Source organism: Streptomyces sp. NPDC001450 (assembly GCF_053597295.1).
In genome coordinates this window covers 64763-86645 of sequence record NZ_JBSFHY010000034.1, presented here as the reverse complement: position 1 = coordinate 86645, position 21883 = coordinate 64763, and the positions used below count along the sequence as shown (strand labels likewise).

At 70.5% G+C, this 21883-nt stretch carries 22 protein-coding genes; 9 read left to right on the top strand and 13 right to left on the bottom strand.

The features are described from left to right. The first annotated feature begins 106 nt into the window (after positions 1-106). Both ACWC5O_RS31775 and ACWC5O_RS31770 read left to right on the top strand, forming a co-directional pair. Positions 107-1108 carry a C40 family peptidase gene (locus ACWC5O_RS31775; protein WP_450590331.1) on the top strand — a complete coding sequence of 334 codons (1002 nt, stop codon included), beginning with the start codon at positions 107-109 and terminating at the stop codon, positions 1106-1108. A 228-nt stretch (positions 1109-1336) separates the two neighbouring features. Further along, positions 1337-2041 carry a phosphatase PAP2 family protein gene (locus ACWC5O_RS31770; RefSeq protein WP_450590332.1) on the top strand — a complete coding sequence of 235 codons (705 nt, stop codon included), beginning with the start codon at positions 1337-1339 and terminating at the stop codon, positions 2039-2041. 57 nt (positions 2042-2098) lie between these two features. Here ACWC5O_RS31770 and ACWC5O_RS31765 read toward each other — a convergent pair whose 3' ends face one another. Beyond that, on the bottom strand, positions 2099-3658 hold the full coding sequence (locus ACWC5O_RS31765) for an FAD-binding oxidoreductase (RefSeq protein ID WP_450590333.1): 1560 nt from the start codon (positions 3656-3658) through the stop codon (positions 2099-2101). 327 nt (positions 3659-3985) lie between these two features. On the opposite strand from ACWC5O_RS31765, the gene pstS reads away from it, so the two are divergent. The 4 genes from pstS (at position 3986) to pstB (ending at position 8149) form a co-directional block, all read left to right on the top strand. Further along, positions 3986-5116, top strand: a complete 1131-nt coding sequence (gene pstS, locus ACWC5O_RS31760) for a phosphate ABC transporter substrate-binding protein PstS (RefSeq protein WP_450590334.1) — start codon at positions 3986-3988, stop codon at positions 5114-5116. Between the two features lie 143 nt (positions 5117-5259). Beyond that, positions 5260-6267: a phosphate ABC transporter permease subunit PstC gene (gene pstC, locus ACWC5O_RS31755; protein WP_450590410.1), complete on the top strand. Its 1008-nt coding sequence runs from the start codon at positions 5260-5262 to the stop codon at positions 6265-6267. Continuing rightward, complete coding sequence (pstA, locus tag ACWC5O_RS31750) at positions 6264-7325, top strand: phosphate ABC transporter permease PstA (protein ID WP_389176795.1); 1062 nt, start codon at positions 6264-6266, stop codon at positions 7323-7325. The genes pstC and pstA overlap by 4 nt, the downstream gene beginning before the upstream one ends. 47 nt (positions 7326-7372) lie before the next feature. Further along, complete coding sequence (pstB, locus tag ACWC5O_RS31745) at positions 7373-8149, top strand: phosphate ABC transporter ATP-binding protein PstB (protein ID WP_386573817.1); 777 nt, start codon at positions 7373-7375, stop codon at positions 8147-8149. Positions 8150-8560: 411 nt separating this feature from the next. On the opposite strand, the gene ACWC5O_RS31740 is transcribed toward pstB, so the two are convergent. After that, complete coding sequence (locus ACWC5O_RS31740; protein WP_450590335.1) at positions 8561-9955, bottom strand: hypothetical protein; 1395 nt, start codon at positions 9953-9955, stop codon at positions 8561-8563. A gap of 170 nt (positions 9956-10125) precedes the next feature. Between ACWC5O_RS31740 and ACWC5O_RS31735 the strand changes: the two genes are divergently transcribed. Then, positions 10126-10731 carry a hypothetical protein gene (locus ACWC5O_RS31735; RefSeq protein WP_450590336.1) on the top strand — a complete coding sequence of 202 codons (606 nt, stop codon included), beginning with the start codon at positions 10126-10128 and terminating at the stop codon, positions 10729-10731. A gap of 110 nt (positions 10732-10841) precedes the next feature. Here ACWC5O_RS31735 and ACWC5O_RS31730 read toward each other — a convergent pair whose 3' ends face one another. Then, positions 10842-11840, bottom strand: a complete 999-nt coding sequence (locus ACWC5O_RS31730) for an anion permease (protein WP_450590337.1) — start codon at positions 11838-11840, stop codon at positions 10842-10844. Between the two features lie 7 nt (positions 11841-11847). After that, positions 11848-12468, bottom strand: a complete 621-nt coding sequence (locus ACWC5O_RS31725; protein ID WP_450590338.1) for a DUF47 domain-containing protein — start codon at positions 12466-12468, stop codon at positions 11848-11850. A gap of 206 nt (positions 12469-12674) precedes the next feature. Between ACWC5O_RS31725 and ACWC5O_RS31720 the strand changes: the two genes are divergently transcribed. After that, positions 12675-12980 (top strand): metal-sensitive transcriptional regulator, encoded by a 306-nt coding sequence (locus ACWC5O_RS31720; RefSeq protein WP_031173267.1) that lies wholly within the window; start codon positions 12675-12677, stop codon positions 12978-12980. A 100-nt stretch (positions 12981-13080) separates the two neighbouring features. Here ACWC5O_RS31720 and ACWC5O_RS31715 read toward each other — a convergent pair whose 3' ends face one another. Both ACWC5O_RS31715 and ACWC5O_RS31710 read right to left on the bottom strand, forming a co-directional pair. Further along, entirely contained in the window at positions 13081-13248 is a 168-nt protein-coding gene (locus tag ACWC5O_RS31715) for a hypothetical protein (RefSeq protein WP_450590412.1), read from the bottom strand. Positions 13249-13349: 101 nt separating this feature from the next. Continuing rightward, complete coding sequence (locus tag ACWC5O_RS31710) at positions 13350-14219, bottom strand: hypothetical protein (protein WP_450590339.1); 870 nt, start codon at positions 14217-14219, stop codon at positions 13350-13352. Between the two features lie 144 nt (positions 14220-14363). Between ACWC5O_RS31710 and ACWC5O_RS31705 the strand changes: the two genes are divergently transcribed. Further along, positions 14364-14537, top strand: a complete 174-nt coding sequence (locus ACWC5O_RS31705) for a hypothetical protein (RefSeq protein WP_450590340.1) — start codon at positions 14364-14366, stop codon at positions 14535-14537. Between the two features lie 11 nt (positions 14538-14548). On the opposite strand, the gene ACWC5O_RS31700 is transcribed toward ACWC5O_RS31705, so the two are convergent. The 7 genes from ACWC5O_RS31700 to ACWC5O_RS31670 all read right to left on the bottom strand — a co-directional run bounded on the left by ACWC5O_RS31700 (position 14549) and on the right by ACWC5O_RS31670 (position 21865). Next, entirely contained in the window at positions 14549-14962 is a 414-nt protein-coding gene (locus ACWC5O_RS31700; protein ID WP_450590341.1) for an NUDIX hydrolase, read from the bottom strand. 19 nt (positions 14963-14981) lie between these two features. Next, the gene (locus tag ACWC5O_RS31695; RefSeq protein WP_450590342.1) at positions 14982-16163 is read right to left on the bottom strand and encodes a CHAD domain-containing protein; all 1182 of its coding nucleotides are present in this window, start codon (positions 16161-16163) and stop codon (positions 14982-14984) included. Continuing rightward, positions 16144-18498, bottom strand: coding sequence for an RNA degradosome polyphosphate kinase (locus ACWC5O_RS31690; protein ID WP_450590343.1), 2355 nt, complete (start codon positions 18496-18498; stop codon positions 16144-16146). Before ACWC5O_RS31690 ends, ACWC5O_RS31695 begins: the two co-directional genes overlap by 20 nt. 223 nt (positions 18499-18721) lie before the next feature. Continuing rightward, positions 18722-19579 carry a hypothetical protein gene (locus tag ACWC5O_RS31685; RefSeq protein WP_450590344.1) on the bottom strand — a complete coding sequence of 286 codons (858 nt, stop codon included), beginning with the start codon at positions 19577-19579 and terminating at the stop codon, positions 18722-18724. Then, entirely contained in the window at positions 19576-20589 is a 1014-nt protein-coding gene (locus tag ACWC5O_RS31680) for an ABC transporter permease (protein WP_450590345.1), read from the bottom strand. The genes ACWC5O_RS31685 and ACWC5O_RS31680 overlap by 4 nt, the downstream gene beginning before the upstream one ends. After that, entirely contained in the window at positions 20586-21482 is an 897-nt protein-coding gene (locus ACWC5O_RS31675) for an ABC transporter ATP-binding protein (RefSeq protein ID WP_450590346.1), read from the bottom strand. The genes ACWC5O_RS31680 and ACWC5O_RS31675 overlap by 4 nt, the downstream gene beginning before the upstream one ends. Beyond that, positions 21479-21865, bottom strand: coding sequence for a GntR family transcriptional regulator (locus tag ACWC5O_RS31670; RefSeq protein ID WP_450590347.1), 387 nt, complete (start codon positions 21863-21865; stop codon positions 21479-21481). Before ACWC5O_RS31670 ends, ACWC5O_RS31675 begins: the two co-directional genes overlap by 4 nt. Between the last annotated feature and the right edge of the window lie 18 nt (positions 21866-21883).

The window sequence follows — 21883 nt, the reverse complement described above, 5'->3', positions numbered from 1 at the left end:
TCCCGACTGGACAGGGTCTTGACCAGGGCCGGTTGTGGCCGGCTCCGGCACTCCCGGCCGTAGACTGACCCCCGGCGTACTCCCGGTCGGCGAGGGGCGGTTGACGGTGCGTAAGGCATGGATCGCGGCAGGCGCCGGTGTCGGTGCCGCGCTCGCGTTCGCGATGCTGCTCGTCGTCGGCGTGTACGTCGTCGCCGGGAACCTCGTCAACAGCGTCACCACGGGCAGCCGCGGGCTCGCCAAGGGAGCCGTGCCGGCCGCCTACAAGCAGCTCGTGCAGCAGTGGGGGAACCTCTGCCCCGCGCTCAGCCCGGCTCTGCTCGCCGCCCAGCTGTACCAGGAGAGCGGCTGGAACCCGACGATCGTCAGCCCCGCCGACGCGCGCGGCATCGCCCAGTTCATCCCGGGCACCTGGGCGACGCACGGCATCGACGGCAACGGCGACGGCAAGCGCGACATCTGGGACCCGAATGACGCGATCCCGTCGGCCGCGTCGTACGACTGCGAACTCGCCAAGTACGTCAAGGACGTTCCCGGCAACGTCTCCGACAACATGCTCGCCGCCTACAACGCGGGCGCCTACCGGGTCATCAAGGCGCGCGGCGTCCCGGCCATCAGCGAGACGCAGAACTACGTCCAGCGGATCCGCAGCCTGGAGAAGAGCTTCGCCGCACCGGTCCGGCGGATCGACCCCACCCGGCAGGCCGCGGGCGCCATCGCCTTCGCCCAGAGCAAGCTCGGCACGCCCTACCTGTGGGGCGGCAACGGCACCGCCGACCAGGGGGGACGCTTCGACTGCTCGGGTCTGACCAAGGCCGCGTTCGAGAAGGTCGGCATCACCCTGCCCCGGGTCGCCAACGACCAGTACAACGCGGGTCCGCACCCCTCGCGGGACCAACTGCTCCCCGGTGATCTCGTCTTCTTCTCCGACGACCTCACCGACTCGCGGGCCATCCGGCACGTGGGGATCTACGTGGGCGGCGGGTACATGATCGACGCGCCGCGGTCGGGGGCCGTGATCCGGTTCGACCCGGTCGACACCCCCGACTACTTCGGTGCCACGCGGGTCACCGAAGATGGCGCAAAAGCGCTCCCGACCGCGGTGTGAACCGAGTGTGAACCCACCCCCTGAGCTGCGGTGATGAGTTTCTCTTCGATAACGTCTGAGTGATCATTCGGTGGAGAGTGGAACGTATCAATGGGGACTGTGCGTTCCTGTTGACGTAGCCGAGCGGACGTCAGTGGCAGTGCAGCGGAAGCGGATCTACGAACCACGGGGGGCTGGAGCGACGCACACGAGGTGCGTCCGGGAAGACGACGAAGGGGCCGCAGCACGATGGCTGTACTCGCCGAATCCGGATCGAACCCCGACGTCGACCTGCTCTACGACATCAATGGCCTGGCCAAGGACGCGCCGCACTGGTTCGACCGGGTCATGGAGTTCGTCGGTGAGTACGGACTTCTTCTGGCCATGGTGCTGCTCGTGCTGTGGTGCTGGTGGTCGGTGCGCCGCCGGGCCGAGGAGGACGCCGCGTCCTCCGTCGCCGCGCTGGTGTGGGCGCCGCTCGCGGCCGGCATCGCGGTGCTGGTGAACGTGCCGATCCGGGGCTTCGTCGAACGCCCCCGCCCCTTCGTCGACCACCAGGGCCTGGACGTCCTCGTCACCGGCAAGACCGACTTCTCCTTCGTCAGCGACCACGCGACGATCACCATGGCTCTCGGCGTCGGCCTCTTCGTCGCCAACCGCCGCTTCGGCATCGCGGGCATCGGCCTGGCCCTGCTGGAGGGCTTCTGCCGGGTGTACATGGGCGTGCACTACCCGACGGACGTGGTCGGCGGCTTCGCCCTGGGCACGGCGGTCGCACTTCTGCTGTCGCCTCTGGCCATGGCCCTGCTGACCCCGCTGATGAAGGCGGTGGAGCGGTCGCCGCGGGCGGGGTGGATTGTGCGGCGCCGGTCGGCGAGCGGGGCTCAGGGAGATGCGCGGCTGCCCGGTGCGCGCAGGCCGGTGGAGTCCGAGGAGAAGGATCTGGCCGCGTAAGGCGTACGGCCACCGCAACCCCCTAGGGGTGCGGGGCCGTATCGGTATGCGGCTCTGTTACAACCCCTGCGCGTAGGAGAAGAACCTCTCCGGGTCGTACTGCTTCTTCACCTTGCCGAGGCGGGTCGTCGCATCGCCGTAGTACGCCTTGCGCCAGTTCGTCAGCGTCGGGTCGGTGTAGTTCTGGTACGCCGCGCCGGAGGCGTACGGCTTCATCGCGTTGTGGGCCGAGGTGAGCCACGACTGGGCCGAACTGCCGGAGGCACCCGCGCCCCAGGAGGCGATGTACTGGGCCAGCATGCGGGAGCGGCGGTGGACGAAGGCCGTCGCCGTGGGGCTGACGCGGTTGACCGCGCCGCCGAGGGCCGTGAACGCGATGCTGCCCCCGCCGCCCCGGACGGAACCGATCTGCTTGAGCAGGGTCTGGATGCCCGCCGAGGACAGGGAGCGGTCGAAGAAGTCGGAGCGGGCCGCGTAGGTCTCCCGGCCCAGGCGGCCCTGGGGAGAGCGGCCGGGGGTGGAGCCCGGGAGGTGGCACTGGGCGTCCGTGGAGAAGGAGGAGCAGCCGGCGTAGATCTCCATCGCCTCCTCGTAGCCGCGGCGGCGCAGGGAGACGGTCCGGGCGTTCGCTCCCGCCTGGTGTGCCAGGCGGTCCACCGCGTTCTGGAGCTCGCCGTAGGTGCCGAGGGAGAAGCAGGCCACGGAGATGGTCGGCGTGCCGCCGGGGGTGTTCGACAGGTGGAGGGACGACCAGATCTCGTCCGGCTGGCTCGGCCCCCACTCCTGCCAGGCCTTGATCACCGCGGCCGCCCTGGACCAGGACCACGTCATGTACGCGGTCACCGCCTGCGGCGCCGGATGGGTCTTGAACTGCAGCTCGGTGACGACGCCGAAGTTGCCGTTGCCCGCGCCGCGCAGCGCCCAGAAGAGGTCGGAGTGGGAGGTGGCGTTCGCGGTGACCTGGGTGCCGTCCGCCGTGATCACCGTCGCCTGGGTGAGGCTGTCGCAGGTCAGGCCGTAGGCGCGGGAGGCGACCCCGTGGCCGCCGCCGAGGACCAGGCCGGAGACGCCGACCGTGGGGCAGGAGCCCGCGGGTATGGTCACGCCCTTCGCGCCCAGCGCCCGGTAGACGTCGATCAGCTTGGAGCCGGCGCCGACCACCGCCGTCCCGCCGCTCACGCGGACGCGGTTCAGCTTGGACACGTCGAGGATCAGCCGGCTGTCGCCCGAGGAGTAGCCGGCGTAGGAGTGGCCGCCGTTGCGTATCGACACGCGTATCCCGTGGGACTGGGCGTACGACAGGGTCGTGCGGATGTCGTCGGCGTGGGCGACATAGGCGACCGCGGCCGGCTTCAGGCCGTCGAAGCGGGTGTTGTACAGCTGGTGGGCCGTCTTCCAGGCCGTGTCCCCGGGGCGCACCAGGGGGCCGTCCAGGTCGCGGGCGAGGGCCGCCCAGTTCGCCGCGGCCGCCTGGCTGGTGGTCTTCAGCGCCGTACCTGAGGATGACAGTGTGTGCGCCGAGGATCTGGCGGAGGTGCCCGAGCCAGTACTGCACCCGGCCAGCGCGGTCGCCGCCAGGGCGGCCGCGCCGCCCGAGATGAACGTACGCCGTTCCATGTGTTCGTCGCCTTTCCTCGGCTCTCCTGGAACGAGACGACGCCATGCGCACAGGGGTTCCAGCCGACAGCGGAACGAGTCTCGAACGCCCGTCCGGTCCACCCCGCCGTCGGAACCTACGTGTGCCCTCCCCGTAAGCATTCCGTGACCTCACCGCACCGACGGCAGGGGTTCACCCGCCGTTCATTTATGGCCATCGGCGGCTTCACCTGATCTGCCTAATTTCGGCCTTACCCGGTGCGGGGGCGGTTCAGGAATGCGCTCGCGCACGTAGTACTTCGCACGCCGCCGACTGCCTGCGGCGGCTCCTGGAAGGAACTCCCGAAAGTGATGCTTCAGCGCAAGAACCGGCTGCGCGCCCTGTCTCTCGGTGCTCTCGCCGTCTCCGGCGCCCTGGCCCTGACGGCGTGCGGCTCCGACGACAACGGCAACAACACGGGCACCGGCAAGCCGGCCTCCTCGGCCGCAGCGGGCTCCATCAAGTGCGACAACGCCAAGGGCCAGCTGCTCGCCGACGGCTCCTCCGCGCAGAAGAACGCGATCGACGCCTGGGTCAAGAACTTCTCGCAGGCCTGTGGCGTGCAGATCAACTACAAGGGTGGCGGCTCCGGTGCCGGTGTCACCGCGTTCACCCAGGGCCAGGTGGCCTTCGCCGGTTCCGACTCGGCGCTGAAGCCCGAAGAGGTCACCGCCTCCAAGAAGATCTGCTCCGGCGGCCAGGGCATCGACCTCCCGATGGTCGGCGGCCCGATCGCCGTGGGTTACAACGTCCCGGGTGTCGACAACCTGGTCCTGGACGCCCCGACGCTCGCCAAGATCTTCGACAGCAAGATCACGAACTGGAACGACCCGGCGATCGCCAAGCTCAACAAGGGCGTCAAGCTGCCCAACCTCAAGATCCAGGCGTTCCACCGCTCCGACGAGTCCGGCACCACGGACAACTTCACCAAGTACCTGATCGCCACCACCCCGGGCAACTGGAAGTACTCCGGCGGCAAGGCCTGGCAGGCGAAGGGCGGCCAGTCCGCTCCGCAGTCCGCGGGTGTGGCCCAGCAGGTCAAGCAGGTCGCGGGTGCCATCGGCTACTTCGAGCTGTCCTACGTCACGGACGGCGTGAAGGCCGTCTCCATCGACACCGGCGCCAGCAAGCCCGTCGCGCCCAGCACCGAGAGCGCCACCGCCGACATCGCCGCCGCCAAGGTCGTCGGCACCGGCAAGGACCTGTCGCTGCAGCTCGACTACAAGACCAAGGCCGAGGGCGCCTACCCGATCACCCTGGTCACGTACGAGATCGTCTGCGACAAGGGCAACAAGGCGGACACCCTGCCCGCCACCAAGGCGTTCCTCAACTACATCGCCAGCGAGGACGGCCAGAAGATCCTCTCCACGATCGACTACGCCCCCATCCCCGACGAGATCATCGGCAAGGTCCGCACCACCATCGAGGGCCTGAGCTGACCTGATCCGAGAGTGTGGCCCGGTTCTCACCGATCCGGGCCGCACCGTCCGGTGCACCGCCGCCCGGAGCCGCACCCCCGTAACGTTGGGGGAGCGGGTCCATGGAGCCGCCCACCGCGCGGCTCCGCAGACCGGAGAACCCGATGGACATATCGACGCAGACAACAGACGCATCTCCCCCCGCCCCCCGGCCGAACGCGCCCCAGCGCAAGAGCAAGGACCGCGCCGCGGCCCGTCCCGGTGACCGCATCTTCCTCGGCCTGTCGCGCGGCTCGGGCATCCTGCTGCTGGCGATCATGGCCGCGATCGCGGTCTTCCTCGCCTATCGTGCCTCCCTCGCGATCAGCAAGGACCACGGCAACTTCCTGACCACCTTCGAGTGGAACACCAGCCTCATCCCGCCGTCCTTCGGCATCGCGGTGCTGGCCTTCGGCACGATCGTCTCCTCGATCATCGCCATGGCCCTCGCGGTCCCGGTCGCGGTCGCCATCGCGCTGTTCATCACGCACTACGCGCCGCGCCGGATGGCCGGCCCCGTCGCGTACGTGATCGACCTGCTCGCCGCCGTGCCGTCCATCGTGTACGGCCTGTGGGGTGCGCTGATCCTCGTACCGCACATGAACGGCCTCTACGGCTGGCTCAACGACTTCTTCGGCTGGACCGGCCTCTTCTCCTGGGACCAGGGCGCCCCGCGCTCGATGCTCACGGTCGGCATCCTGCTCGCGATCATGATCCTGCCGATCATCACCAACGTGAGCCGTGAGGTCTTCCGCCAGGTCCCGAGGATGCACGAGGAGGCGGCCCTGGCCCTCGGCGCCACGCGCTGGGAGGTCATCCGCATGGCCGTGCTGCCCTTCGGCCGCTCCGGTGTGATCTCTGCGTCGATGCTCGGCCTCGGCCGCGCGCTCGGCGAGACGATGGCCGTGGCCACCGTGCTCTCCCCCTCCTTCGACATCCAGGCCAGCCTGCTCAACCCGGGCGGCGGCACCTTCGCCCAGAACATCGCCAGCAAGTTCAGCGAGGCGAACGAGTTCGGCCGGGACGCGCTCATCGCGTCCGGTCTCGTCCTGTTCGTCATCACGCTGCTGGTCAACGGCGCGGCCCGGCTGATCATCGCCCGGCGCGCGGAGTACTCGGGGGCCAACGCATGAGCACCGCAGCCGTCACCGACAAGCGTCCCAGCACGCTGCGCGCCGCCAGCCTGCCCAAGTGGTCCCCGTGGGCGATCGCCGCGGGCTCCATCGCCCTGGGCATCGGCATCTCGCTGGCCGCCGGTCTCGACAGCAAGATCCAGTGGGGTCTGATCGCCGCGGTCCTGTTCGTCCTCGGCACGTACGTGATCGCCGCGAGCGTCGAGGGCCGCCGGCAGGCCAAGGACCGCATCGCGACCAGCCTGGTCTGGGTCGCCTTCGTGGTCGCCGTGGTGCCGCTGGTCTCCCTGATCTGGGTGACCGTCGCGCGCGGTGTGAAGGTCCTGAACGTCTACTTCCTGACCCACTCGATGGGCGTCGTCGCCGACACCGAGCCCGGCGGCGGCATCTACCACGCCATCATCGGCAGCCTGGAGCAGGTCGGCCTCGCCACCCTGATCGGCGCCCCGATCGGCGTGATGACCGCCATCTACCTCGTGGAGTACGGGCGAGGCAGGCTCGCCAAGTCGGTCACCTTCTTCGTCGACGTCATGACGGGTATCCCGTCGATCGTCGCGGGTCTGTTCATCCTCAGCCTGATGCTCATCTTCAAGATGCAGCCGTTCGGCTTCGCCGGTTCGCTGGCCCTGGCCATCCTGATGATGCCGGTCGTCGTCCGGTCCACCGAGGAGATGCTCAAGCTCGTTCCGAACGAGCTGCGCGAGGCGTCCCTGGCGCTCGGCGTGCCGAAGTGGCGCACCATCCTGAAGGTGGTCCTGCCGACCTCCATCGGTGGCATCACCACCGGCATCATGCTGGCGGTCGCCCGTATCGCCGGTGAGACCGCGCCGGTGCTGCTGCTGGTGTTCGGCAACCCGTTCATCAACAACAACCCCTTCGAGGGCGCGCAGGCTTCGCTGCCGCTGTACATCTACCAGCAGTTCGCGAACAGCGCGGGTTCCGGAGCGGCGTACGACAGGGCTTGGGCGGCATCGCTCACGCTGATCGCCTTCGTGATGATCCTCAACCTGGTGGCCCGGGCGATCGCCCGCTGGAAGGCCCCGAAGACCGGTCGCTGACGCGGCCATACAGCGACCGAGCCTGAAATTCTGGAAGTGAAGTAGACATGGCCAAACGAATCGACGTAAGCGGACTCACCGCCTACTACGGCTCCCACAAGGCGATCGAAGACATCTCGATGACCGTCGAGCCCCGCTCGGTGACGGCGTTCATCGGCCCCTCCGGCTGCGGCAAGTCGACGTTCCTGCGCACGCTGAACCGTATGCACGAGGTCACGCCCGGTGGCCGCGTCGAGGGCAAGGTACTGCTCGACGACGAGGACCTGTACGGCGCCGGCGTCGACCCGGTGTCGGTGCGCCGCGAGGTCGGCATGGTCTTCCAGCGCCCGAACCCGTTCCCGACGATGTCGATCTTCGAGAACGTGGCGGCGGGGCTGCGGCTGAACGGCAGCTACAAGAAGTCCGAGCTGAACGAGATCGTCGAGAAGTCCCTCAAGGGCGCGAACCTCTGGAACGAGGTGAAGGACCGCCTGAGCAAGCCGGGCTCCGGTCTGTCCGGTGGTCAGCAGCAGCGGCTCTGCATCGCCCGTGCGATCGCGGTCGAGCCGAAGGTGCTGCTCATGGACGAGCCGTGCTCGGCGCTGGACCCGATCTCGACGCTCGCGATCGAGGACCTGATCGGTGAGCTGAAGGAACGATTCACGATCGTCATCGTGACGCACAACATGCAGCAGGCTGCGCGTGTGTCCGACCGTACGGCGTTCTTCAACCTCGCCGCGGTCGGTCAGCCGGGCCGTCTCATCGAGATCGACGACACCGAGCGGATCTTCTCGAACCCCTCGGTTCAGGCGACGGAGGACTACATCTCGGGCCGCTTCGGCTGAGCCTGCCCAGGTCCCCTCGCGGTGCTGCATGGCGGTGCCACCGCGAGGATGCAAGAGGGCCCGCCCCTGGTTCCCGGGGGCGGGCCCACTGCGTTCGGCTTCGACCCTGGTCCGGGGGCTTCGCCCCCAACCCCGCCGGGGCGTGTCACAACGACGGGGCGACGGAAGCCAGAAAGGCCGAGGGATCGTCTCGCAGGCATCCCGAGCGTTCATCTGCGGCAGCAAACTCGCGGTGCCGGCACTCACCGCCGGGCAGACGGCCCCGAAGCACACCTACTACCCGCAGTACGCGGATTGAGGACCCACTCGATCGGCCGGGCTCACCCACGTCGGCCAAGCAACTACGGAGCCAACAGAACGCGCCGCGCCTGAGCGGCGCTGAGCCTGCCCTGGGCCCACCGCATGTGGCCCTCAGGCCTCGTCGGCCCAGATCGGTGTGCGACCGTCCGGCTGGATGTGGACGGTCGGGGACATCTCCCGGTAGCCCCAAGCGGATTCCTGGCTGGTGATCACCCATGACTTGGCCTGGAACGCCGTGGCCGGCAGTTTCGCCACCGTGCACTCCGTCAGCGGGCTGGTCACCGTCTGGCCCGGTGCCAGGGAGAGCTGCACACCGTGGCCCCAGGACCCCGGGCAGCCGTGGGCCACCGCGGCACGGACGTAGGCGAGCTTCACTCTGACGATGACGGGGTCCGGGCCGGCGTTGACCACCCGGACCGCGAAGACGAGGGTGGTGCCGTCGGCGCGGGTGCACGGAGCCCAGGCCACGCCGTCGATCCACCGGGTGCGGCCGCACCGGCTGTTCCCGCCCAGCCCGCCGGCGATCGGCGACGGCTGCGGCGGCCCGGCCGAGGGCGCCCACGGGGTCACCGCGACCGGGGAGGCCGACGGGTCCGTCTCGGCCGTGGACGTCGTCGCGGCCCCCTGACCCGTGGGTGCGGGGTCCGCGGCCGCCGATTCGGATGCGGCGAGGTACCGGGCGGCGAGGACGAGACCGCAACCGGCCGCGAGCCCGGCGGCGACCGCCAGGGCCTGCTTTCCCCGGCGGCTCAGGTCAGCGAACGAATGCGGAAATGGTGGAAACCGTAAAGCGCGCGCCGCTCCGTCCGCACTGCCGTCCGGCACCCGTCGGACCGCCCCGACCTGCGCGACTGCCGAGGAGGCGTGCTTGAGCGCGCTGCCCGGGCCCGGTTCGGGCGTGCTGCCGGGGCTCGGTTCGGTCGGTACGACGTGGCCCGGCGCGGGGGATCGGACGGGGTCCGGCGCGGCCGCTTCGGCGGGGCTCGGTTCGGTCGGTCCGACAGGGTCCGGCTGGGCTGGTCCGGTGGGGCTTGGTGCGGTTGGTCCGGCGGGGTCCGGCTGGGGTGGTCCGGCGGGGCCCGGTTCGGTCGGTCCGGTGGGACCCGGCTCGGTCGGTCCGGCGGGGTTCGCGGCTGGCTGTGCCGAGGGTTGTGGGGTGGGTTGTGGGGTGGGTCCGGGCTGGAGTGCGGTCTCCAGGGCGTCCCGGCGGGTGGTCCACTCGGCGATCAGGCGCTCCGTCTGCCGCTCGTCGGTCTTCGCATAGGCCAGGCAGGCCCGCACATAGGCCGAGACGACCTCGCCCGAGGGAAGCGTGTGGCCCCGGGCCGCCGTGGAGAAGGTGGTGTCGGAGTACGGGCTGCCGACCTTCGCCGACCAGGTGGCCAGCTGCCGGTAGGTCGGATGGCCGCACCGCTCGCGCAGCCGCCGCAGATCGATCGCGAACGCCGCCAGGGGGCCGTCCCCGGGGTCGATCGGACGCTCCTGCCGACCTTGCTTGCTGGCCACTCGATCGCTCCTCGGTCAGGCAGTTTTCCCTTTTGATGACCGGTCAGTGACCGGCAGGCAGAAGTGTGGCCGGTCATCAAGCCGACGGCAAAAGTGCCGTCAACGAGCCGCTCGTCCGCCCGGCCGGGCGGCACGGGGACGGGCTCGTTCGTCACGAAGGGAACGGCAGCATGGGGATCGTCGTAACGCGGATGGCCCGGACGGTGGCGCCGGTGATCGGCGCGTTCACCCTCCTCGGCGCGGGGGCGGTGGCCGCGCCGGTGCAGGCACAGGCCGCGCCGCTGGGACGCGTCTGTATGTTCGAGGCGCCCCGCGGTGCCTCCCTGCTCAATTCGGACATCGCCGCCGGGCACGCGGCCTTCGCCGTCAAGGTGCGCGGCGAGGCGAACCACTGGATCTACGGCTCGTTCGGCAGCACCAACGACGGACCGCTCGCCGGCTGGATCAAGGGCGGCACCTGGGAGAAGGCCCGCGCCCACTTCGGCTCCGTACGCGACAGGGACCACGACGGCGCCCGCTACTACACCCGCTACCGGTGTGTGAACACCCGGGACGGTGACGTGAACAGGGCCCAGTCCTGGTACGGGGCGGTGCGGGGGCGCGGCTACGACTGGAAGGGCAACAACTGCCTGCACATGTCGATGGCGGTCTTCAAGGGGTACAGCGAGACCCTGCGCAAGGACTCGCGCCTGCCCAGCGCCACCTTGCGTACGCCGAACGACTACTACACGAAGGTGCTCCAGAGGGCCCGTTGGGAGGGGTCGCACCAGCTGTAGCCGACCAGCTGTAGCCGACCGGCTGCAGCCGCGCACCGAACACCAGACCGCCCACCCTCTCGGCCGGCCTTTCAGCCGGCCGAGAGGGTGGGCGGGTGGGAAAGAACGAACTACAGCACTGTCAGGTTGAGCAGGCCGAAGGCCAGCGCCGCGACCAGTGCGGCCGCCGGCATCGTGACGAACCAGCCCAGGACGATGTTCTTGGCCACGCCCCAGCGCACGGCGTTCACCCGCTTCGTCGCGCCCACGCCCATGATCGCCGAGGTGATCACATGGGTGGTCGAGATGGGCGCCTTGAAGAGGTACGCCGTCGTGAACATGATTGACGCGCCCGTCGTCTCGGCGGCGAAACCCTGCGGGGGGTCGAGTTCGATGATCTTGCGGCCCAGCGTGCGCATGATGCGCCAGCCGCCGGCGTAGGTGCCCAGCGACAGCATGACCGCCGACACGATCTTCACCCACACCGGGATCGGGTCGCCGAACGACTCGTGGCCGGAAATCACCAGGGCCATGACCACCACGCCCATGGTCTTCTGGGCGTCCTGGAGGCCGTGGCCCAGTGCCATGCCCGCCGCCGAGACCGTCTGCGCTATACGGAAGCCCCGCTTGGCCTTGTGCGGGTTGGACCTGCGGAACAGCCACAGGATTGCCGTCATGACCAGGTAGCCGACGAGCAGACCGACGACCGGCGACAGGAACATCGGGATGACGACCTTGTCGAGGACGCCGTTCCAGAGCACCTCCGTGCCGCCCGCCAGCGCCGCCCCGACCAGACCGCCGAAGAGGGCGTGGGAGGAAGAGGAGGGCAGGCCGAAGTACCAGGTGACGAGGTTCCAGACGATCGCGCCGAGCAGGGCCGCGAAGAGGATTCCCATCCCGTGTGAGCCCTGGGGTGTCTCGATCAGTCCCTCGCTGACCGTCTTGGCGACCCCGGAGCCCAGGAAGGCGCCCGCGAGGTTCATCACCGCAGCCATGGCGAGGGCCGCCCGCGGGGTCAGCGCCCGCGTCGACACCGACGTCGCGATCGCGTTCGCGGAGTCGTGGAAACCGTTCGTGTACGTGAAGAAGAGCGCGACCGTGATGGTCACGATGAGAGCGAGGGTGTCCATCGACGCCTCAGGACTCCTTGACGGCGATGGTCTCCACCGTGTTCGCCACGTGCTCGAACGCGTCCGCGGCCTCTTCGAGGACGTCCACGATCTGCTTGAGCTTGAGCACCTCGATCGCGTCGTACTTGCCGTTGAAGAGGTGGGCCAGCAGCTTGCGGTGGATCTGGTCCGCCTGGTTCTCCAGGCGGTTCACCTCGATCCAGTACTCGGTGAGGTTGTCCATCGTGCGGAGGTGGGGCATCGCTTCGGCCGTCAGTTCGGCAGCGCGCGCCAGCACCTCGATCTGCTGCTCGACACCCTTCGGCAGCTCCTCGATGTTGTAGAGGACGACCAGGTCGACGGCCTCCTCCATGAAGTCCATGATGTCGTCCAGGGAACCGGCGAGGGAGTAGATGTCCTCGCGGTCGAACGGCGTGATGAACGAGGAGTTCAGCTGGTGGAAGATCGCGTGCGTGGCGTCGTCACCTGCGTGTTCCGCGGCCCGCATACGCTCTGCGATCTCGGCCCGGGCAGACGCGTCCGCCCCGAGCAGTTCCATCAGGAGTTTCGAGCCGGTGACGATGTTGTCCGCGGATGCGGCGAACATGTCGTAGAAGCTCGTCTCCCTGGGGGTCAGACGAAAGCGCACGTGTGGTCCTCGGGGTGCTTCGGTTTCGGTCAGGCTGATGCTAGGCGCAACATCCGGCCACGGCTATCGGGTCGTCCCCCAGTGTCGCCCATCGGGCATGGTGATCAGCACGGGGGCGTACCAAGGGCCCTCTACCCAGCAAAATTCGTTACGATATACCCACCAGGGGTATGTATCCGCAGTTCGTCCCGAGATGGAGGCCCGCGATGACGACGACCGAGGCCGGCGCCACGCACGGTTACCACAAGCAGAAGGACGAGCACCTCAAGCGGCTGCGCCGGATCGAGGGGCAGATCCGCGGTCTGCAGCGCATGGTCGACGAGGACACCTACTGCATCGACATACTCACCCAGGTGTCCGCCTCCACCAAGGCCCTGCAGTCCTTCGCCCTGCAACTGCTGGAGGAGCACCTGCGGCACTGTGTCGCGGACGCGGCCCTCAAGGGCGGCGACGAGATCGAAGCGAAGGTGGACGAGGCCACGAAGGCGATCGGCCGGCTCCTGCGCACCTGATCACAGCCGACAGGGCCTGATCACAGCCGACAGGGCCTGGTCACAGCCGACAGGGCCTGATCACAGCCGGCAGGGCCTGGTCAGAGCCGGCAGGTTCTGATCAGACCTCGGCGGACTCCCGTTCCTCGGCCACCCGCAGCACCTCGTCGATGCTCTCCAGGCTCAGCCGGTCCTCGGCGGCCGAGGCGGCGATGATCAGCTCTCCGCACATCTCGATCTCGGCGAGGGCCACGTGGTCCTGAACTGCCGTACCGCGGAGCGGAGCCACGTGCATCACCTCTTCTCAACCGTCACCGACTTCCTAGAGTAGGGAGCGGTCTACACACCGCGCATGGCACGGACGGGCTAGTTCGCGGGTGGCGTCCCGGACTAGTGCGCCGACCGGTTTTCGGCCCCGCCCTCGGCGATGCGGCCCGCGTAGATGTCCTTCGGGCTCGGCAGGCGCACGTCCACGGGGGTGCCGAAGTCGTACAGCAGGGTCGTCGAGGCGACCGCCACGGCGGTCTTCTCGCGGCCGTTGACGAAGCTGAAGTGCTGGCGCAGCTTGCGGACGCGGCCCGCGTCGTCCAGGTAGGCGTCGAACGGAACCTCGGCCGTGGCGAACCCTTTCGCTGCCGCTGCCAGGGACGCCCGGTCATCGGCCGAGGCGCGCCTCGACGCGTGGGGCAGATCGGCCGTCCCGCGGTAGTGCCGCACCTGTGTGCCGCCGACCTCCGTCCGCCCCACGTACGTCGCCGTACGCGTCCCGCGCAGCACCTCCGCGGCGGCGTACGGGTCCGTCGCGCCGCCCGTGACGAGGTTGCCGTCGGACAGGCTCGCGGTCTCCACCCGGACCCACTTGTCGGCGGGCACCCCCGCACCCCGGTTCTTCATGAACAGGGCGCCGGGGGCGAGGAGTTCGGTGATGGGCCGGTGCTCGGAGGCGCCCGTGGGGTCCTCCGGCAGGAAGACGGTCAGCTGTCCGAGCCGGCGCCGGTAGTCGTAGACGCCCTTGCCGCGGATGGTGACCCGGGTGCCGCCGGTCGCCATCTCCATGGACGTGGATGCCTTGGAGCTGCCCGCGCCGCGCAGGGTGTCCGCGGCGTGCTGCAGGGTGGTCACGGGGTCGCCGCCCGCGCCGTTCACGCCCTCGGCCGCGGCGCCGCTGCTGGAACACCCCGTGGCGCCCACCCCGAGCCCGACCATGATTCCCACCGCGACGACCGTCCTGCCCACGCGCCTGTGCTGCCGCCGATCCATCGCCTGCCTACCCCCAGCCGGTACGTCCGTCACGGGCCCCCTGTCGTTCCGGTTAACGACGAGTAGGGAGTGCCGTCACGCGCTGCCGAAGGCTGGGAAAGGGCATACAAACGCTTTAACCGCGGTGTCGGTAACGTTGTCGGCGTGGCGCAGCAGGAGGGGCCGGAGCGACTCCGGCAGGGGCAGGAGCACCTCACGACGACGACCGAGCAGGGCCGCTTCTGTGTGGCCCACTGCACCTGCGGCTGGCGCGGCCCGGCCCGCCGGGCACGCAGCCAGGCCAGAACGGACGCGGAGGGCCACTCGGCGACCCTGTGAAGGCCCCGGCGCTACCTGTGCTCGAACTCCCGCACGAGGGTGTCCACGAGGTCGCGGTCGCGGGGCTGGGTCAGCCGGCCCCGGGCCGCGGTGGGGGAGAGCCACAGGACGCGGTCCACCTCGTTGTTCGGGGTGAAGCGGCCGGAGACTGCCTCGGCCGCCCAGTAACGCACCTGCTTGGGGCGGCCGTTGGCCAGGTAGTGCAGGCTTGGCAGCTCGTTGCCGGGCTCGGCGGTGTAGCCCGTCTCCTCGGCGACCTCGCGCAGAGCACCGGCGAGCGGGTCCTCGCCCCGCTTGAGCTTGCCCTTCGGGTGGGACCAGTCGTCGTACTTCGGCCGGTGGACCAGGCAGACCTCCAGTTCGCCGTCCACCGGCGAGCGGCGCCACAGTACGCAGCCCGCCGCCAGGACCAAGGTGTCGTTCACACCGCCTCCTCGGGAGAGTTCAGGGTGCGCTGACCGTCTGCTTCTGCCATGCCTGCTGGAAGGCGAACCGGGCCGCCTCCACCTCGTGCCGCTGGTCGGCGTGGAGCACGCCGAGCGCGTACGCCGTCGCCGGTGCGATGCGGGGCGTACGGGCCGCCTGCGCGGCCGCGGCCGCCGCCTCCGAGGCGTCCCGGTGCCGGTTCAGGGCCTGGCCCGCCGCCAGCAGGCGTACGTCCACGGGGGTGCTGCCTCCGCACAGCACCTCGAGGGCGTAGCGGTGCAGGCGCAGCAGCAGCCGTACCTGGTGCCAGGGGCCGTCCTGGGGGTGCGGGGACGGGTCCGGGGACAGTCCGTGGACCAGGGCCTCCGCGTTGTAGGGGTGGCCGGCGGTGAGCAGGGGGAGGGCGGCGATGGAGTCCGTGAGGCGTTCCGATGCGGCGGCCGCGAGGGGGCGCAGGTCGGTGGTGGGGGCGACGGGAGTGAGGGGGACTTCGCTGGCGAGTACGGCGACCTTGTCGGCGACGGCGTGGAAGCGGGAGGAGCCGAGGGCCTGGAGAGCCGTGGAATGGGCTCGGGTCCGGGCCAACGTCAGCTGTCGTTCCAGGAGGGCGCCCGCTTTGGCCGCGCCCACGGTGAGGTTGCCGCGTTCCACGGTGGCCGCCGGGCGGGCGGGGCCACTGGTGTTGGAAGGCGCCTCCCCCACGCTCGACTTCGCTCGCGCGGGGGCGGCCGCGCCCCCACCGCCCACCCGTGCCGCCCCAGCGGCACGACTGCCCGCAGCCACGGCGGCTGCGCCGGCCCGGCCGACCGCCGCGTCGCTCACCGTCTGTCCCGGGAGCGCCGTCGCACCCGACAGGCGGTGCAGCGCCTGCAGCAGTCGTTCCAGACGGGACTCGTACGCGTGTTCAAGGCCCAACGTGCCGGACAGCCAGGCCAGTTCCGGGCGCATCTCCTCCGACCAGTCCGTGTCGAGGAGGGGGCGGAACGTGTGCAGGCTGCCGCTGATGCGGCGGGCCGAGCGGCGCAGGGCCCGGGCCGCGTCGACGGACTCCTCCGCGCCGCTTGCCGCACCGCCGTTCTCCCGGTGCAGACGCAGTGCGCGGAGGAACTCCGTGGCCTGGGAGCGCAGGTAGCCCGCCAGGGCGTCCCCCGTCACCTCCGTGGCCGTGGGGTCCGTCGGGTCAAGGTGTTGCTGTGCCACGCCGGCGCCTCCGGGCGTCTATGAGCATCTCCTGAACGTTGCGCAGGGGCTGTCCGTCCGCGTCGGTCGCGTGCCGGGTCCACTCGCCGTCGGGGCCGAGGTGCCAGGAGGCGGTGGTGTCGGACATGCCGGTGTCGAGCAGCCGGTTCAGGGCCGCCCGGTGGCCGGGGTCGGTGACCCGGACCAGGGCCTCTATCCGGCGGTCGAGGTTGCGGTGCATCATGTCGGCGCTGCCGATCCACACCTCGGGCTCGCCGCCGTTGCCGAAGGCGAACACCCGGGAGTGTTCGAGGAACCGGCCGAGGATCGAGCGGACCCGGATGTTCTCCGACAGACCCGCGACGCCCGGACGGACGGCGCAGATGCCCCGCACCCAGATGTCGACCGGTACGCCCGCCTGGGACGCCCGGTAGCAGGCGTCGATGAGCGCCTCGTCGACTATCGAGTTGACCTTGATGCGGACGAAGGCCGGGCGGCCCGCACGGTGGTGCTGGACCTCCTTGTTGATCCGCGAGATCAGGCCGTCCCGCAGGGACTTGGGGGCGACCAGGAGACGGCGGTAGGTCTCGCGGCGGGAGTAGCCGGAGAGGCGGTTGAAGAGGTCGGACAGGTCGGCGCCGACCTGCGGGTCGGCGGTGAGCAGGCCGAGGTCCTCGTACAGGCGTGCCGTCTTCGGGTGGTAGTTGCCCGTGCCGACATGGCTGTAGCGCCGCAGCGTCTCGCCCTCCTGGCGGACCACCAGGGACAGCTTGCAGTGGGTCTTCAGGCCGACCAGGCCGTACACGACGTGGCAGCCCGCCTCCTCCAGCCGCTTCGCCCACTTGATGTTGGCGTGCTCGTCGAAACGGGCCTTGATCTCGACCAGGACCAGGACCTGCTTGCCGGCCTCGGCGGCGTCGATGAGCGCGTTGACTATCGGGGAGTCGCCGGAGGTCCGGTACAGGGTCTGCTTGATCGCGAGGACGTCCGGGTCCTCGGCCGCCTGCTCGACGAAGGCCTGCACGGACGTCGAGAAGGAGTCGTACGGGTGGTGCAGCAGGACGTCCCGGCTGCGCAGCGCCGCGAAGATGTCGGGCGCGGACGCCGACTCGACCTCGGCGAGGTCGCGGTGGGTGCCCGCGATGAACTTCGGGTACTTCAGCTCGGGACGGTCGATGCCGGCGATGCGGAAGAGACCGGTGAGGTCCAGGGGACCCGGCAGCGGGTACACCTCGGCCTCGCCGATCTTCAGCTCGCGCACCAGCAGGTCGAGCACCTCGCGGTCGATGGACTCCTCGACCTCCAGGCGCACCGGCGGCCCGAAGCGGCGCCGCATGAGTTCCTTCTCCAGGGCCTGGAGCAGGTTCTCGGCGTCGTCCTCCTCGACCTCCAGGTCCTCGTTCCTGGTCAGCCGGAAGGCGTGGTGCTCCACCACCTCCATGCCCGGGAACAGCTCCTCCAGATGCGCGGCGATGACGTCCTCCAGCGGGACGTACCGGCCGGGCGCGGCCTCCAGGAAGCGGGACAACAGCGGCGGCACCTTCACCCGGGCGAAGTGCTTGTGGCCGCTGACCGGGTTGCGTACGACGACGGCCAGGTTCAGGGAGAGGCCGGAGATGTACGGGAACGGGTGCGCGGGGTCCACGGCCAGCGGGGTGAGGACCGGGAAGATCTGGTGCCTGAAGAGCGTGAAGAGGCGCGCCTGCTCCTTCTCGGTCAGCTCGTTCCAGCGGACCAGGTGGATGCCCTCCTCCGCGAGCGCGGGGGCGACGTCCTCGTGGTAGCAGGCGGCGTGCCGGGCCATCAGCTCACGGGAGCGGGCCCAGATCATCTCCAGGACCTCGCGCGGCTGGAGGCCGGAGGCGGAGCGGGTGGCGACGCCCGTCGCGATCCGGCGCTTCAGACCGGCCACCCGGACCATGAAGAACTCGTCCAGGTTGCTGGCGAAGATCGCCAGGAAGTTGGCGCGCTCCAGCAGGGGCGTGTTCGGGTCCTCGGCCAGCTCCAGTACGCGCTCGTTGAACGCGAGCCAGCTGCGCTCCCGGTCGAGGAAACGCCCCTGCGGCAGCGGTGCCCCCTCACCCTGCGCTTCCTCGTACGCGTCGAGGTCCGCATCGATGTCGGGCTCGAGGTCGGATACGTTCGCCGCCACGGTGTGCTGCCGGTGCGCGGCGATGGAGCCCACGGAGGGCTGGACGTGCTGGACCTCTGCCTGGGTGTCTTGCTGACTCATGAACCCATTCTTCCGCGCCAAGGGCGAGACAGGCGCGTCGGAACGTGCGGGAGGGAGCTTCACGGTCCCGTTTCCCGCGAGCCCCTCGGGGGGCGGCGAAGGCTCTGGCACGGCGGGGTTCATTGACCGAGCGTCGCAAGACCGTCTGAATCGATGGTTACGGAGACATGACGTGCGGGATATCGGGGGGCGGCCCGAAGGGGTCCGCGGTGCGCGCGTGACGATCCCGTACGCCCGAAAGTGACGATCCCGTACCCCGGGAAAGCGACGGTCCCGTACGTCACTCCCCCCGTGGAAGGGACGTACGGGACCGAAGGGGCGTACGGAGCCTCGGCTCGCCCCGGTGTCAGGCCGCCCGGCGGCGCAGTACCGCGTACGCGGCGGCGGTGGTCAGCGCCGCCACGGTCAGGACGATGCCGGTCTCCACCCACTGGAGTGCCCAGAAGTGGGACGCGGGGTGGTAGACGGTGAAATAGCCGCCGGCGTTCCGTCCCCAGTTCACGCGCCAGACGTTGTGGGCCAGGTCCGGCTCGCTCGGCGAGGTGCGGGTGACCGCCGGCCACAGGTCGGCGCGGTAGCGGGTGAGCAGGAAGTTGAGCAGCCACATCGCGGCGAAGGCGGCGCCGAGCGCGGCCATGGTGCGGCGCAGCAGCAGCGCGGCGAGCGCGCCGACGGCGAGGGCGCACAGGCCGTACGCCACCGTGAGCGGGCCGCGGGCCACGATGATGTCGCTCTGGTACCAGTCGGTGAGGGGGATCAGGTCCTCGTTGGCCGACCAGCCCCAGCGGAAGACGAGCACCAGGGCCAGTCCCCCGGCGGCGACGGCCGCGGCCGACAGGGCCAGCTTGGCGGTCAGCCAGCGCACCGGGGTGACGCCCTGCGTCCAGGCCAGCCGCGCCGTACCGGACTCCAGTTCGCGGCCGACGAGCGCGCCGCCCGCGAAGGCGGCGACGGCGAGGAAGGTGTAGCAGATGAGGGTGCCGACCCAGCCGATCGTGTTGCCGTAGTCGAAGCTGTCGAAGGAGTCGAGGCACACGTCCGCCTGGGCGCAGGCCCGCTCGGCCCTGCGGGTGGCGGGCGCGGTGACCTCGTTCAGGTACACCAGCCAGCCGATCAGGCCGGCGACGACGGCGGCCCAGACCAGCAGGGCGGTGCGGTGCAGCCGCAGCACGGTGCGGGGCAGGCCCTGGACGGCGGCGCTCATGCCGTGGCTCCCTTGGCGAGCCGGAGCGTGCCGGTGAGGCGGCGGAGCACGAGGAACGCGGCCACCGTGAACAGACCGGCCAGGGCCAGGGCCAGGGCGCTGGTGGTCAGCTGGAGCGGCCAGTAGTGCGCGTAGGGGTGGTAGGTGTGGAAGAAGCCGACGGCGCCCCGCTTCTCGAACATCCGCAGGCACTCCTCCGTGGTGTCCGCGGTGCAGTCGGGCTCGGGGATGTGCTCGCCGGTGCGGGTGATCAGGCCCTGGTCGACCGTGATGCCGGTGTAGGGAGCACCGTTTCCCTGCTTGAAACCGTTCACGCGCGTGACGACCGGCCACAGGTGCGGCATCAGCCAGTGCGCGAGGCCCCAGACGCCCGCGGTGACGACGAGGGAGACGGCCAGCGCGGGCAGGGCGCGGCGCAGGGCCAGGCCCGCGAGGGCGCCCACGGCGAGGGCGGCCAGGGACAGGGTGACGGTGGTGGGGCCGTTGGTGTGGAAGGTCCAGGGGTCCCACCAGCTCTTCGCGGTGTCGACGCGGCCGCGAGCGGCCGACCAGGCCCGGTGGTGCAGGAACACCAGCAGGCTCGTCCCCGCGGTGACCGCGGCGGCCGGCAGGGCCAGCCTGGTCGCCAGCCAGCGGGCCGGGGTGACGCCCTGTGCCCAGGCCAGCCGCGCGGTGCCGGACTCCAGCTCGCGGCCGGTGAGGGCGGCGCCCGCCCAGGCGGCGACCAGGAGGGGCAGCGCGGCGAGGGGGAGCGTGAGGTAGTCGTACGCGTCCTTGTAGCGCAGGATCGCGTCCTGGTCGTAGGCGCACTTCTCGGACCAGTCGCAGGCGTTGTACTGCCGCCAGCCGTTCGCCGCCGCGTCGGTGAGCGGTCCCCCGAGCCACAGCAGCAGGGCGGCGCCGAGGACGACCAGGGCCGCCCAGACGAGCAGCTCCGGCCGGTGCAGGCGCAGGACCCAGCGGGCGAGGTGCGGGCGGCGGACGGCCGCCGGTGTCGTCACGGCGGTCACGCGGCACTCTCCTGGGTCACGGCCGGTGCGGCACCGAGCGCGGGGGCCTCGGGGTTGCGCAGGTGGGCGAGGACCAGTTCCTCCAGCGAGGGCACCGAGGTGCGCAGGTCACCGGGGAGCGGTCCGGCCGGACGGACCAGCGCGGTCAGCTGGCGGCCGGTGACCCGGGACTCGACCACGGTGTGCGCGCTCAGGTCGGTGGACGCGGCGGCCCCGCTGATCCTCAGGTGGGCGGCGAGCAGGTCGTCGATCTCGCCGGCGAGGCGGATCCGGCCGCCGCCGACCAGCAGCAGGTGGTCGCAGGAGTCCTCCAGCTCGGCCACCACGTGCGAGGACATGACAATGGTGGTGCCGTACCGCGCGGCCTCGGCCATGAGGGCGCCCATCAGCTCGTGCCGGGCCAGCGGGTCGAGGTCGGCCATCGGCTCGTCCAGCAGCAGCAGTTCGGGCCGTTTGCCGAGCGCGAGGGCGAGGGCGACGCGGGTGCGCTGTCCGCCGGACAGGGACCGTATGCGGGACCTCGGGTTCAGGTCGCCGCCGGCCACGACCTGCTCGGCGGTGGCCGCGTTCCAGCGCTCGGGGTTGAGGTCGGCGCCCATCCGCAGCGTCTCGGCGACGGTGAGCTGCGGATACAGCGGCTTGTCCTGGGCGACGAAGCCGACCCGGACGCGGGCCTCGGCGGGCGTGCTGCCGAGCACGGTCAACCGGCCCTCGGTGGACGGGAGCAGCCCGGCGGCGAGCGTGAGCAGTGTCGACTTGCCGGCGCCGTTGGGCCCGACGAGGGCGCACACCCGCCCGGCGGGGAGCCGGAACGCGAAGTCCCGCAGTGCCCAGCGTCCCCGACGCCCGAAGCGCTTGCCGAGGCCGGTGGCCTCGAGAGCCGTGTCGCTCATGAACGTTCTCCCTGGAAGTGCTTGTCGAGTACGGCGGTGAAGAGGGCCGCCACGTCGTCCCGGTCCAGCCCCGCCTCGACGGCCCGCGCCGCCCACTCCTCCAGCTCCGCCCGCAGGGGGGAGTCGGCCGCGGCGGCGCCCAGGGACCGTCGGACGAAGGTGCCGAGCCCGCGCCGCGCCTCGACCAGGCCCTCCCGCTCCAGCTCGCGGTAGGCCTTGAGGACGGTGTTGGGGTTGATGGCGGTGGCCTCGACGACCTCGCGGGCCGTCGGCAGCCGGTCGCCGGGCTGCAGCAGGCCCAGGCGGAGGGCCTGTTTGGTCTGCTGGACGATCTGGACGTAGGTGGCGACACCGCTGTGCCGGTCGATGCGGAATTCGACCACGCGTTGAACCACCCTTTC

Bases quoted from the DNA above. Each gene is read 5' to 3' on its own strand.
- ACWC5O_RS31710 (WP_450590339.1), bottom strand. From the start codon at position 14,219: ATGGATCGGCGGCAGCACAGGCGCGTGGGCAGGACGGTCGTCGCGGTG.
- ACWC5O_RS31730 (WP_450590337.1), bottom strand. From the start codon at position 11,840: ATGGACACCCTCGCTCTCATCGTGACCATCACGGTCGCGCTCTTCTTC.
- ACWC5O_RS31685 (WP_450590344.1), bottom strand. From the start codon at position 19,579: ATGAGCGCCGCCGTCCAGGGCCTGCCCCGCACCGTGCTGCGGCTGCAC.
- ACWC5O_RS31770 (WP_450590332.1), top strand. From the start codon at position 1,337: ATGGCTGTACTCGCCGAATCCGGATCGAACCCCGACGTCGACCTGCTC.
- pstB (WP_386573817.1), top strand. From the start codon at position 7,373: ATGGCCAAACGAATCGACGTAAGCGGACTCACCGCCTACTACGGCTCC.
- ACWC5O_RS31765 (WP_450590333.1), bottom strand. From the start codon at position 3,658: ATGGAACGGCGTACGTTCATCTCGGGCGGCGCGGCCGCCCTGGCGGCG.
- pstC (WP_450590410.1), top strand. From the start codon at position 5,260: ATGGACATATCGACGCAGACAACAGACGCATCTCCCCCCGCCCCCCGG.
- ACWC5O_RS31690 (WP_450590343.1), bottom strand. From the start codon at position 18,498: ATGAACCCCGCCGTGCCAGAGCCTTCGCCGCCCCCCGAGGGGCTCGCG.
- ACWC5O_RS31675 (WP_450590346.1), bottom strand. From the start codon at position 21,482: ATGAGCGACACGGCTCTCGAGGCCACCGGCCTCGGCAAGCGCTTCGGG.
- pstA (WP_389176795.1), top strand. From the start codon at position 6,264: ATGAGCACCGCAGCCGTCACCGACAAGCGTCCCAGCACGCTGCGCGCC.
- ACWC5O_RS31720 (WP_031173267.1), top strand. From the start codon at position 12,675: ATGACGACGACCGAGGCCGGCGCCACGCACGGTTACCACAAGCAGAAG.
- ACWC5O_RS31735 (WP_450590336.1), top strand. From the start codon at position 10,126: ATGGGGATCGTCGTAACGCGGATGGCCCGGACGGTGGCGCCGGTGATC.